Source organism: Kitasatospora fiedleri, from assembly GCF_948472415.1.
Classification (GTDB): Bacteria; Actinomycetota; Actinomycetes; order Streptomycetales; family Streptomycetaceae; genus Kitasatospora; species Kitasatospora fiedleri.
This window is the reverse complement of the sequence record NZ_OX419519.1, coordinates 2875763-2888683: the sequence shown is the minus strand read 5'-3', so window position 1 is coordinate 2888683 and position 12921 is coordinate 2875763. Positions and strand designations below refer to the sequence as shown.

At 76.5% G+C, this 12921-nt stretch carries 7 protein-coding genes; 6 read left to right on the top strand and 1 reads right to left on the bottom strand.

The genetic code is table 11. The features are described 5' to 3' along the window. Positions 1-42 precede the first annotated feature (42 nt). The 4 genes from QMQ26_RS13335 to QMQ26_RS13320 are packed head-to-tail and all read left to right on the top strand — an operon-like array spanning position 43 to position 2976. Complete coding sequence (locus tag QMQ26_RS13335) at positions 43-315, top strand: phosphopantetheine-binding protein (RefSeq protein WP_100838045.1); 273 nt, start codon at positions 43-45, stop codon at positions 313-315. A 2-nt stretch (positions 316-317) separates the two neighbouring features. After that, positions 318-1202, top strand: a complete 885-nt coding sequence (locus tag QMQ26_RS13330) for a hypothetical protein (protein WP_282205835.1) — start codon at positions 318-320, stop codon at positions 1200-1202. Beyond that, the gene (locus tag QMQ26_RS13325; protein WP_282205834.1) at positions 1199-1828 is read left to right on the top strand and encodes a hypothetical protein; all 630 of its coding nucleotides are present in this window, start codon (positions 1199-1201) and stop codon (positions 1826-1828) included. Before QMQ26_RS13330 ends, QMQ26_RS13325 begins: the two co-directional genes overlap by 4 nt. Then, complete coding sequence (locus QMQ26_RS13320; RefSeq protein ID WP_282205833.1) at positions 1825-2976, top strand: acyl-CoA dehydrogenase family protein; 1152 nt, start codon at positions 1825-1827, stop codon at positions 2974-2976. The genes QMQ26_RS13325 and QMQ26_RS13320 overlap by 4 nt, the downstream gene beginning before the upstream one ends. A 36-nt stretch (positions 2977-3012) precedes the next feature. Here the strand turns inward: QMQ26_RS13320 and QMQ26_RS13315 are convergent, their stop codons facing one another. After that, the gene (locus tag QMQ26_RS13315; RefSeq protein ID WP_100838048.1) at positions 3013-3660 is read right to left on the bottom strand and encodes a response regulator transcription factor; all 648 of its coding nucleotides are present in this window, start codon (positions 3658-3660) and stop codon (positions 3013-3015) included. Between the two features lie 263 nt (positions 3661-3923). Here QMQ26_RS13315 and sbnA point away from each other — a divergent pair, with 263 nt between their 5' ends. Further along, the gene (gene sbnA, locus QMQ26_RS13310) at positions 3924-4904 is read left to right on the top strand and encodes a 2,3-diaminopropionate biosynthesis protein SbnA (RefSeq protein ID WP_100838049.1); all 981 of its coding nucleotides are present in this window, start codon (positions 3924-3926) and stop codon (positions 4902-4904) included. Positions 4905-4955: 51 nt separating this feature from the next. Then, a complete protein-coding gene (locus tag QMQ26_RS13305) occupies positions 4956-12911 on the top strand; it encodes a non-ribosomal peptide synthetase (protein WP_282205832.1) in 7956 nt (2651 codons plus the stop codon). Positions 12912-12921 lie beyond the last annotated feature (10 nt).

The window sequence follows — 12921 nt, the reverse complement described above, 5'->3', positions numbered from 1 at the left end:
CGACGCCACCACGCCACCACGCCACGAAAGGGCGCGATCCACATGACCGACACCATCGAGACCACCGACCGCACCAGAGTGGTCGCCGCCATCACCGAGGCGCTCGGCGCCGTGCTCCAGCGCGACCTGGGCGACCTGGCACCCGACACCAAGCTCTTCGACACCCTGGGCCTGGACTCCACCGGCGTGCTCGACCTGCTGCTGCGCCTGGAGGAGCTGCTGGACGGCGAGTTCGACACCGACGAGCTGGAGATGAGCCACTTCGCCACCGTCCGGTCGCTGGCCGACTTCATCACCGCCGAGCTGGACGCCTGAGGATGTCCGTCTCAGCACCGGAGCGGGCCGGTGCCGCCGCGCGCGGCCCGGCCCGGCACCCGGGCCTCGCGGTGACCGCGGCGGCGCACCGGTTCTTCCCGACCGGCACCGCCCGGCTCGACAGCCCCGTCGACCGGAAGTACCTCCTCGACCAGACCGGCCACGCCGGCCTCGCCCTGGACCGGGCGGTGCTCGAAGGCGCCACCGGCAACCGGTTCCAGGACATGGGCGCCGACCTGCTCGACCGGCTCGGCCCCCAGCCCGCGACCGACCTGATGGTCCTGGCCTACGCCACCCCGGACCTGCTGCCCACCACCCTGACCGCGCCCACCCTCGCCGAACGGCTCCCCGGCCGCCCGCTGCTGCTCGCGGTCACCGACCAGGGCCGCTCCGCGCCGTTCAGCGCCCTCGCACTGGCCCAGAGCTACGCCCACCGGCACGGCTTCCGGCGGGCCCTGGTGCTGGCCTTCGACCAGACGCTGCTGCCCTACCGGCTCCCGGCCGACGGACCGCTGCACCTGGCCGGCGACAGCGCGGCCGCCCTGGTCCTGGAGGCCGTCGACGCCGGTCGACCGGACGGCTACCAGGTGCGCCAGGCCGGCGGACTGGACCCGCGGCAGGCCGGCCGGGCGCTGCGCGAGCTGGCCGCCGAACTGGACCCGCGGGGCACCGCGGCGCTGCTGGCCGGACCCGGCCTCGACGCGGGCCCCGAAAGCGACCCCGGCCGGCCCGTCGCCCGGCGGGCGCCGGCCGGCTACCCGTGCACCGCCCCGCTGAGCCTGCTCGCCGAGGAACTGCCCACCGGGGCGCCCGTCCTGCTGGCCGAGTACGACCCCGCTCTGGGCGACCTGTCGGTGTGCCGCGTCGACCCCGCTCCGGCCCCGTGACCGCCACGGCGCACGCCCCGGCGGCGCACGCCCCCGTACCGGCCACCGAGCTCCAGCGGGTCGCGCGGACCGAGGGGCTGCTCCCCGCGCTGCGCCTGCTGCTGGAGGCGCACGGCGGCACCCCGCCGTTCGGGCCGACCGGCCACACGCTGCTGCCCGAGCCGGACGCCGGCCCGGACCCGGTGCGCCGCTACCCGCTGCCCGGCGGCGCGGTCGTGCTGGTCCACGACCCGCGGGCGGCCCGCGCCGGGGCGGCGGCCGTCGACCGGACGGCGCTGCTGCGGCTGCGGCTCGGCCTGGTCCAGGGCCTGCGCGACGCCTGCCTGGCGCACCTGGCCGGACGGGCCAGCGGCGGGAGCACCGTCCTGATGCAGCAGCTGGTCAAGGGCCAGCTGGCCGAGGCGCTCGGGCACCAGCTGGAGCTCGCCGCGCTGCTGGACGCCACCGCGCCGCCGGACCTGACCGGCCCCGCGCTGCGGGACCTGCACCGCCAGCTCACCGACACCGGCCGGGCCCTGCTGCGGCTGCTGGGCGCGCACGGCTACCTGGCCGACGGGCCCGGCGCCACCGCGCACGTCTCGGAGCTGCTGGCCGACGTCCACCTGCCCGCGGAGGAGGACCGGTGACCGCGCCGGACGGCCGCCTGGTCGCGCTGCGCGGCCTGGCCCGCGAGTGGGGCGCCGGGTTCGCGGCGGCCGCGCTCGACCTGGACCGCGACCCCGACCGGATCGCGGACCACCTCGACCTGCCCGGCGTCCGCTTCATGAGCACCTTCGGCGTCCCCGCCGAGTTCGGCCGGCCGCCGCTGCGGATCGGACCGCACCGGTTCGAGGGCACCACCGCGCTGGAACGCGCGGTCGTGCTGGAGGAACTGGCCCGCGGCGACATCGGCATGACGCTGGCCGCGCCCGGCCCCTCGATGTCCGGCGTCCTGGTCGAACAGCTCGGCGACCGGGCCCAGCGGGAGTGGTTCTACGGGCGGGTGCTCGCGGAGCCCACCTGGACCTGCTTCGCCCTGACCGAACCCGACCGGGGCTCCGACGCCTCGGCCCTGGACACCGCGCTGCGCCCGGCCGGGGACGGCGCGCTCGAACTGACCGGCGCCAAGCGGTACGTGGGCAACGCCTCGCGGGCCCAGGTCGCCGCGGTCTTCGCCCGCACCCGGCCGGGACCGCTCGGCGTCACGGCGGTCCTGGTGGACACCGGCGACCCGGGCTACCGGGCCGAACCGCTCGACTCGCTCGGCGTCCGCGGCGCCCGGATCTGCGCCGTCACGCTGGACCGGGTGCGGGTCGACCCGGAGCGGGTGCTGGGCCGGCACCTGTCGCCGACCCGGCGCGGGATCTGGGCCTCCGTCCAGGTGTTCAACCGGCTGCGGCCCTCGGTGGCGGCCCTCGCGCTGGGCGTCGCCGGCGCGGCGCACGACCTGCTGCTGGAGCACCGGGCCGCGGCCCGGGGCGCCGCCCGGGAGCGGATCGAGCGGATCGGCCGGCGGATCGGGGCCACCCGGGCCCTCGTCCACCGGGCCGCGGCCGCCGTGGACGCCACCGGCGACGGGTACCTCGCCTCGGCGGCGAAGGCCCGGGCCTGCCGGCTGGCCGAGGAGGTGACGCTGGAGGCCGGCGAGCTGCTGGCGCCCGCCGCCCGGGCCACCCACCCGCTGCTGGACAAGCTGGTGCGCGACGCGCGCGGGGTGGAGTTCATGGAGGGCACCCGCAACATCCAGCACCTGAACCTGTTCCAGGGCCTGCTGTCGGGCCGGGTGGACGGGTGAGCCGGCCCCGCGGGCGGCGGCGCGCACCCCGCCCGGTCAGACCCGGTTGAGGTAGGCGAGCACGGCCATCACCCGCCGGTTGTCGTCCCTGGACGGCGGCAGGTCGAGCTTGGCGAGCAGGCTGTTGATGTGCTTGGCGACGGCCTTCTCGGTGATCACCAGGGCCGCGGCGATGGCGGCGTTGGACCGGCCCTCGGCCATGTAGCCGAGCACCTCGCGCTCGCGCTCGGTGAGCCGGGCGATCTGCTGGTCCTGCGAGCTGTGGCTGAGCATCCTGGAGACGACGTTCGGGTCCATCACGGTGCCGCCCGCGGCGACCTGGTGCAGGGCCGAGATGAACTGGTCGCTGTTGAAGACCCGGTCCTTGAGCAGGTAGCCGACCCCGCCGTCGCCGTCGGCCAGCAACTCCTGCGCGTAGAGCTGGTCGACGTACTGGGAGAGGAGCAACGAAGGCTGTCCGGGCCGCAGTCGGCGGCCCTCCAGGACGGCGCGCAGCCCCTCGTCGGTGTGGGTGGGCGGCATCCGGATGTCGACCAGCGCGACGTCGGGCTCGTGCTCGGCCAGCGCCCTGGTCAGCTCCGGCCCCGACCCGACCGCGGCGACGATGTCGAAACCGTTCAGTTCGAGCAGCCGGGACAGGCCCTCACGGAGCAGGAACTGGTCTTCCGCGAGTACCAGGCGCATGATCGGTCCCCCGTGTCTCCCCGTCAGTCCCGGCCGCCGGGCCGGAAACTCTCCGGCCACAAGCTAGCAATGCCCCCATGGCCAAGCAAGCAAGCCGCAATCGGTCAGCGCCTGGTCAACTGCCTGTCAGCGCCGTTTGAAATGATCGTGAGGTCAGGCGCTGCAAGGGATTCCACGACGCGTGACCGACGAAGGCATCCACCGCTGTAACCGAGCCGGCCCGAAAATCATCCCGCCGGCGATATCGACGTGGACGGTGTCCCATTCAAGTCATCTCCGCTCCGTACGAATTCAATGCCGAGGACGTTTTCGTCAATCTCGAAACGGTCGTCGGACAACGCCTGATGCTCAAGTGCGAGGGCTTCAATTTCGCCGGTTCCATCAAACTCAAGGCCGCGCACGCGATGGTGAGCGCCGCCGAGCGGTCGGGCCGGCTGCGGCCCGGGTCGACCCTGGTGGAGAGCTCCTCGGGGAACCTGGGCGTGGCGCTGAGCCTGGTCGCCGCCAGCCGCGGCTACCGGTTCATCTGCGTCACCGACTCCCGCTGCACCCTCGGCGCCCGCCAGTTGATGGAGGTGTTCGGCAGCGAGGTGCACGTCATCACCAAGCCGGACCGGGTCGACGGGCTGCTGGGGGCGCGCATCCGGCACGTGCGCCGGCTCTGCGCGGACAACGAGGGCTTCCTCTGGCTCAACCAGTACGCCAACCCGAACAACTGGCAGGCGCACTACCGGCTGACCGGCCCGGAGATCCTCAAGGCCTTCCCCGACCTCGGGGTGCTGTTCGTCGGCGCGGGCACCACCGGCACGCTGATGGGCTGCGCCCGCTACCTGCGCGAACAGAAGCCGTCGGTGCGGATCGTGGCGGTCGACGCGGTCGGCTCGGTCACCTTCGGCGGCCCGCCCGAGCCGCGGCACATCCCGGGCCTCGGCACCGGCGTGCGCCCGGCGCTGCTCGACGAGTCCGTGGTGGACGACGTGGTGATGGTGGCGGAGCCCGACACCATCCGGGCCTGCCGCCGGCTGGCCCGCCACGGCTTCCTGTTCGGCGGGTCGACCGGGACGGTGGTGAGCGGGGCGGTCGCCTTCCTGGCCGAACACCCGCTGGACGGCGGCGAGTCGGCCGTCGCCATCGCCCCCGACCTGGGCGACCGCTACCTGGACACCGTCTACCAGGACACGTGGGTGACGGACCTGTACGGCCCCGACGTGCTCCAGGACACGCTCCGGGCCGAGGCCCGCTGACACCCGGTCCGGACCGTCCTCACCAGCCCGCAGTACCCCGATGGAGACGTCATGACCTCGCCCACCCGTTCGACCCTCCCGCTGACCGGCGCCCAGACCGGCATCTGGTTCGACGAGCAGCTCGCCAGCGGACGCCTCGCCTACACCATGGCGGACTACCTGGACATCAGGGGCCCGCTGGACGACCGGCTGCTCGTCGGAGCCCTCACCCGGGTGACGGACGAGGCCGAGTGCACCCGGGCGAGGTTCTCCGAGGCGGACGGCCTGCCGGTCCAGCGGATCGAACCGCTGGACGGACTCCCGCTGCGCACCGTCGACCTGACGGGCCACCAGGACCCGGTGGGCGAGGCGCTGCGGCTGATGGACGAGGACCTGCACCGGCCCTTCGACCTGCTCGGCGGCCTGCTGTTCCGGGCCGTCCTGTTCCGGGTGGCCGCCGACCGCTCCCTGCTCTACCTGGCCATGCACCACCTGCTCTCCGACGGCTACAGCCGCCTCGCGGTCTACCGCAGGCTCAGCGAGGTCTACGGGGCGTCGGCCGCGGGGGAGCCGGTCGCGGACGGCGCGCTGCCCGGACTGGAACTGCTGCTGCGCGAGGAGGCCGACTACCTGGGGTCGGCCGCGGTGGAGCGCGACCGCGCGTTCTGGGAGGGCCACCTGAGCGGCCCGGCCGGGCCCACCAGCCTGGCCGCGGGCGCACCGGTGCCCGGCACCGCGTTCCTGCGCGGCAGCCTCGCGCTCGACGCGCCCACCGCCCGGGCGCTGCGCGCGGCGGCCCGCGCCGCCGAGGTGACCTGGCCGACCTTCGCGATCGCCGCCGCCGCCGCGTACACCGGCAAGGCCGCCGGCCTGGCGGACGTGCTGCTCACCCTGCCGATGACCGCCCGGCTGACCGCCACCGCCCGCTCGGTGCCCGGCATGGTGGCCAACTACCTGCCGCTGCCGGCCCGGGTCGGCCCCGCCACCACGGTGGGCGGACTGCTCCGCGACACCTCCCGGACGCTGGCCCGCTCGCTGCGCCACCAGCGCTACCCGGCCGACCGCATCCGCCGCGCGATCGGCCTGCGGGCCGACGACCGGCGGCCGTTCGGCCCGTTCGTCAACGTGCTCCCGCAGACCCCGCAGTTCCGGCTCGGCCCGTGCGAGGCCCGGCTGAACAACCTCTCCACCGGGATCGTCGACGACCTGATGATCACCGTCCTGGACGGCCCCGACGACGGCGTCGAACTGCACCTCAACGGCAACCCCGCGCTCTACGGCGCCCAGGAGGTCACCGACCACCTGCACCGCTTCGGCGCCTTCCTGCGCCGCCTGGCCGACGCCGACCCGGACACCCCGCTGGGCCGCCTGGACCTGACCACCGACGCCGAACGCGCCCGCCTGGCGCGGGCCGGCACCGGACCGGCCGGCGCACCGGGCGGCTCGGTGCCGCAACGGGTGCGGGAGTTCGCGCTGCGCACCCCGGCGGCGCTCGCGGTGAGCGACGGGCGCACGGCCGCCTCCTACTCCTCGCTGGTCGGCTGGGCCGACGAGCTGGCCGCCGCGCTGGCGGCCGACGGGGTCGGCCCGGACACCCTGGTCGGCGTCCTGGCCGAGCCCGGGACCGCCTTCGTCGGCGCGGTACTGGCGGTGCTCACCGCCGGCGCCGCCTACGTGCCGCTGGACGTGCACGCGCCGCCGGCCCGGACCGCCGGGCTGCTCGCCGACGCGGGCGTCGAGCACCTGCTGGTCGGCCCCGGGCAGCAGGACCTGGCCGCCGAGCTGACCGCCGAGCCCACCACCCCGGCCGGGACGCGGCTCCACCCGCTGCCGCCCGGGCTCACCGCGCACCCCGTCCCGCTCTTCGACCCGCTGCCGCCGCGGGCCGCCGGCCAGGACCTCGCCTACGTGATCTTCACCTCCGGCTCCACCGGTAGGCCCAAGGGCGCGATGGTGCACCGCGACGGCCTGCGCAACCACCTCGACGCCAAGATCGACGACCTCGGCCTGGCCGCGGGCGACCGGGTGGTGCAGAACGCGCCGGTCACCTTCGACGTGTCGGTCTGGCAGATGCTCGCGCCGCTGCTGGTCGGCGGCACCGTCCGGGTGGTCGACCGGGCGACGGCCGCCGACCCGGACGCCCTGTTCGCCGTCACCGCCACCGAGCAGATCACCGTCCTGGAGGTGGTCCCCTCGCTGCTGCGGGCCGCCCTGGACGCCTGGGACGCGCTCGACGCCACCCCCGCCACCGGCCGGCTGCGGCGGCTGATGGTGACCGGCGAGGCCATGCCGCCTGACCTGTGCCACCGCTGGTGGCAGCGCTACCCGGCGATCCCGCTGGTCAACGCGTACGGACCCACCGAGTGCTCGGACGACGTCACCCACGCGCTGCTGTGCGCCGGCGACGAGGTGGGCCCGCGGGTGCCGATCGGCGCGCCGGTGCGCAACACCCGCCTGTACGTGCTCGGCGACGACCTGCGGCCGGTGCCGCCGGGCGGCGCGGGCGAGCTGTACGTGGGCGGCGCGGGCGTCGGGCGCGGCTACCTGCACGACCCGGTCAAGACCGCCGGCGCCTTCCTCGCCGACCCGTACGGGCCGCCCGGCGCCCGGATGTACCGCACCGGCGACCGCGTCGGCTGGCGCCCGGACGGGCAGTTGGAGTTCCTGGAGCGGCGCGACCACCAGGTCAAGGTGCGCGGCCACCGGATCGAGCTGGGCGAGGTCGAGGCCGCGCTGCGCGCCCTGCCCGGGGTCACCGACGCCGCGGTCACCGCGCCGAAGGACGCCGCGGGCCGGGCCCGGCTGGTCGCCCACCTGGTCGCGCCGGGCGCCGACCCGGCCGCCGTGCGGGAGGAGCTGGCCCGGGTGCTGCCCGACCACCTGGTGCCCACCGCCTGGGTGCCGCTGCCCGCGCTGCCGCTGACCGCGCACGGCAAGGTCGACCGCAAGGCGCTGACCGCCCCCGGCACCCCCGCCCCCGCCGCCGACCCCGGCCGGGGCGCCGCCGCCGCGCCCACCGCCGGCCGCCGACCGGGCACCGAGGCGCAGCGGGTGCTGTGCGAGGTGTTCGCCGAGGTGCTCGGCCTGGCCGAGGTCGGCGCCGACGACAACTTCTTCACCCTGGGCGGCGACTCGATCAGCTCCATCCAGGTGGTCAGCCGGGCCCGGACCCGGGGCGTCGTGCTCCTGCCGCGGGACGTCTTCGCCCTCAAGACCCCCGCCGCGCTGGCCGCGACCGCCGCCGGCCCCACCGCCGGGCGGGCCGTCCGCCCCGACGCCGAGGACGGCGTCGGCGAGGTCGAGCCGACCCCGATCATCGCCCAGCTCACCGAGGACCTCGGCGAACTCGCGGGCCCGGCGAGCGAGTTCAGCCAGTACGTGGTGGTCAGGACACCGCCCGGGCTGACCGTCGAACGGCTCACCGAGCTGCTGGCGGCGCTGCTCGCCCGCCACGACGCGCTCCGGATGGCCGTCACCGCGACCGCGCCCGGCGTCTGGACGCTGCGCACCCGGCCGGCCGGCGCCGTCGACGCCGCCCGGCTGGTCGACGCGGTCGACGCCGGCGGGGCGCTCGGCGACCCGGCCGCGCTCGACGCGCTGGTCGCCGAGCAGGTCCGGTCCGCCCGCGCCCGGCTCGCCCCGGCCGAGGCCGGGACGCTGCGGGCGGTGCTGCTGGACGGCGGCCCCGCGAGGGACGGCCGGCTGCTGCTGCTCGCCCACCACACCGTGGTCGACGGGGTCTCCTGGCGCATCCTGGTCGCGGACCTGGAACGGGCCTGGACCGCCCTCGCCGCCGGCCGCCCGCCCGTCCTGGAGCCCGTCCCGACCTCCTACCGGCGCTGGGCCGCGCTCCTGGGCGAACAGGCCCGCAGCAGCGCCCGGATCGCCGAACTCCCGTACTGGCGCGAGCAGTTGACTGACGACCAGCCGACCGTCGGGCGGCGCGCCCCCGACCCGGCCCGGGACACCTACGGCACGGCCGGCCGGCTGCGCCTGGAACTGCCCGCCGACCGGACGGCGGCGCTGCTCACCGCGGTGCCCGCCGCCTTCCACGGCGAGATCAACGACGTGCTGCTCGGCGCGCTCGCCCTGGCCGTCACCGACTGGCGCGCCCGGCACGGGGCCGACGGCGGCGCGCCGGTGCTGATCGAGCTGGAGGGCCACGGCCGCGAGCAGATCGCCGAGGAGGCGGACCTGGCCCGCACGGTCGGCTGGTTCACCACCGTCTTCCCGGTCCGGCTGGACCCCGGCCGCCACGACCGCGCCGAGGTCCTGGCCGGCGGCCCGGCGCTCGGCGCCGCGGTCAAGCGGGTCAAGGAGCAGCTGCGCGCCGTCCCGGACCGCGGCATCGGCTTCGGGCTGCTGCGCCACCTCAACCCGCAGACCGCCCGCCTGCTGGCGGCCGCCCCCGCGCCCGCGCTCGGCTTCAACTACCTGGGCCGGTTCCGGGTCGACGGCGGCACCGGCCCGTGGACGCTGGACGGCGGCAGCGCGGTGGTCGGCACCGGCGTGCACCCCGACATGCCGCTGCGCCACCCCCTCGCGGTGACCCCCGTCACCGAGGACCGCGCCGACGGCCCGCACCTGGTGGCCGACTGGCTCTGGGCGGACGGCGTGCTGACCGAGGCCGAGGTCCGGGACCTCGCCGAGACCTGGTTCGCCGTGCTGCGCGCCCTGACCGACCACGCCGCGACGCCCGGCGCGGGCGGCCGCACCCCCTCCGACCTGCCGCTGGTGGCGCTCGGCCAGCCCGAGATCGAGCAGATCGAACGGGGCGCGGGCGGCCCGGTCACCGACGTGCTGCCGCTGACGGCGCTCCAGCGGGGCCTGCTCTTCCAGGCCGAGTTCGACCCGGACGGCACCGACCCGTACACCCTCCAGGTCACCGCCGACCTGGTCGGCGCGGTGGACCGGACGGCGCTGGAGGACTCGCTGGCCGCCCTGCTGGAACGCCACCCCCACCTGGGCGCGGCCTTCCACCACCGGCCCGCCGGCGACCCGGTGGCGGTGCTGCGCGCGGGCGTCCGGGTGCCGCTGGCCGCCGACGACCTCTCCGCGCTCGACCCGGCCGAGCGGGCGGCCGCGCTGGACCGACTGGCCGACCGGGAGCGCGACCGCGGCTTCGACCTGTCCCGCCCGCCGCTGATGCGCTGGACGCTGGTGCGCCTGGGCGAGGACCGGCACCGGCTGATCTGGACCCTCCACCACATCCTGGTGGACGGCTGGTCGATGCCGCTGCTCGTCCGCGACCTGCTCACCTGCTACCGGCACGGCGGCGCGGCCGACGCGCTGCCCCCCGCCGTCCCGTTCCGCGGCTACCTGGCGCACCTGGCCGGCCAGGACCGCGGGCGGGCCCGCGCCGCCTGGCGCGCCGCGCTGGCCGGACTGGCCGAGCCCACCCTGCTCCGCCCCGCCGCCCCCGACCGGCGCCCGGCCCCGCCCGCCCGCCTGCCGCTGCTGCTGAGCGAGGAGGAGACCGCCGCGGTCACCGGCTTCGCCGCCCGCCGCGGCCTGACCGTCAACACCGTCTTCCAGGGCGGCTGGGCGATCCTGCTGGGCCGGCTGACCGGCCGCTCGGACGTGCTGTTCGGCTCCGTCGTCTCCACCCGCCCGGCCGCGCTGCCCGGGGTGGAGGAGATCGTCGGCCCGTTCCTGAACACCCTGCCGGTCCGGGCCGTGCTCGACCCCGCCGACCCGGTCGAGGCCCACCTCCGGCGCATCCAGGACGCGCAGGCCGCGCTGCGCGACCACGACCACCTGGGGCTCGCCGAGATGCTCGACGGCAACCCCGCGCTGGCCGGCCTCGGCGAACCCTTCGACACCGCTATGGTGTTCGAGAACTTCCCGATGGACGGGGCCGCCGACGCCGCGGCCGGCACCGGCCTGCGGATCGAGGAGGTCTCCGCCCGCGACGCCCGGCACTACCCGCTCAGCCTGGTGGTCCTGCCGGGCCGGCGGCTGGAGGTGCGCTTCGACTACGCCCCCGACCTGCTGACCGAGGACCAGGTCGCGGTGATCGCCGACCGGTTCCGCCGGCTGCTGCTCGACCTGGCGGCCGGAACCGCCGCACGGCTGGGGCAGCTGGATGTCCTGACCGAGGACGAGGCCGGCCTGCTGCGCAAGTGGAACGACACCGCCCGCCCGGCCACCGGGGCGATCCGCGCCGGAGTGGTCGAGCAGGTGCGGGAGTTCGCGCTGCGCACCCCGGCGGCGCTCGCGGTGAGCGACGGGCGCACGGCCGCCTCCTACTCCTCGCTGGTCGGCTGGGCCGACGAGCTGGCCGCCGCGCTGGCGGCCGACGGGGTCGGCCCGGACACCCTGGTCGGCGTCCTGGCCGAGCCCGGGACCGCCTTCGTCGGCGCGGTGCTGGCGGTGCTCACCGCCGGCGCCGCCTACGTGCCGCTGGACGTGCACGCGCCGCCGGCCCGGACCGCCGGGCTGCTCGCCGACGCGGGCGTCGAGCACCTGCTGGTCGGCCCCGGACAGCAGGACCTGGCCGCCGAGCTGACCGCCTCGGCTGACGACCCCGCGCCACACATCCGTTCGCTGGACGGGGAGTTCAGCACCGGCGCCGTCCCGCTCGACCGGCCCGCCGAGCCGCTGGGCGGACCGGACGACCTCGCCTACGTGATCTTCACCTCCGGCTCCACCGGCAAGCCCAAGGGCGCGATGGTGCACCGCGCCGGAATGGCCAACCACCTGCTCGCCAAGGTCGAGGACCTGGACCTGGCCGCAGGCGACACCGTGGTGCAGAACGCGCCGGTCACCTTCGACGTGTCGGTCTGGCAGATGCTCGCCCCGCTGCTGGTCGGCGGCACCGTCCGGGTGGTCGACCGGGCGACGGCCGCCGACCCGGACGCGCTGTTCGCGGTGGCCGAGGCCGACCGGGCGGCGGTGCTGGAGGTGGTGCCCTCGCTGCTGCGGGCCGCCCTGGACGCCTGGGACGCGGCCGGTACGGCCCCCGCCGCCGGCCGGCTGCGGCGGCTGGTGGTGACCGGCGAGGCCATGCCGCCGGACCTCTGCCACCGCTGGTGGGCGCGTTACCCGGAGATTCCGCTGGTCAACGCGTACGGACCGACCGAGTGCTCGGACGACGTCACGCACGCCGTGCTGCGGCCGGGCGACGGCGTGGACGTCCGGGTGCCGATCGGCGCGCCGGTGCGCAACACCCGCCTGTACGTGCTCGGCGACGACCTGCGGCCGGTGCCGCTGGGCACGGTCGGCGAGCTGTACGTGGGCGGCGCGGGCGTCGGGCGCGGCTACCTGCACGACCCGGTCAGGACCGCCGCCTCGTTCGTCGCCGACCCGGACGAGCCAGGCGCCCGGATGTACCGCACCGGCGACCACGTCCGGTGGCGCCCCGACGGGCAGTTGGAGTTCGTCGAGCGGCGCGACCACCAGGTCAAGGTGCGCGGCCACCGGATCGAGCTCGGCGAGGTCGAGGCCGCGCTGCGCGCCCTGCCCGGGGTCACCGACGCCGCGGTCACCGCGGTCACCGCGGTCGGGGACCGGTCGGGGGCCACCCGGCTGGTCGGGTACGTGGTGGGCGGCGGCGACCCGGCCGAGGTGCGGGAGGAGCTGGCCCGGGTGCTGCCCGACCACCTGGTGCCCACCGCCTGGGTGCCGCTGCCCGCCCTGCCGCTGACCGCGCACGGCAAGGTCGACCGCAAGGCGCTGCCCGCGCCCGACCGGGCCGCGCCGACCGCCGGCCGGCGGCCGGGCACCGAGGCGCAGCGGGTGCTGTGCGAGGTGTTCGCCGAGGTGCTCGGCCTGGCCGAGGTCGGCGTCGACGACAACTTCTTCACCCTGGGCGGCGACTCGATCAGCTCGATCCGGGTGGCCGCCCAGGCCAGGGCCCGCGGCCTCGGGATCACCCCCCGGGACGTCTTCGGGCACCGCACCCCCGCCGCCCTCGCGGCGGTGGCCGCCGCCGCGCCGGCCGAAGCGGCCCGCGCCGCCGCGCCGTCCCCGCTGCTGGAGCTGAGCGAGGACGAGATGGACGAACTCGACATCGAGCTGGAGTCATGATGGGACGCAC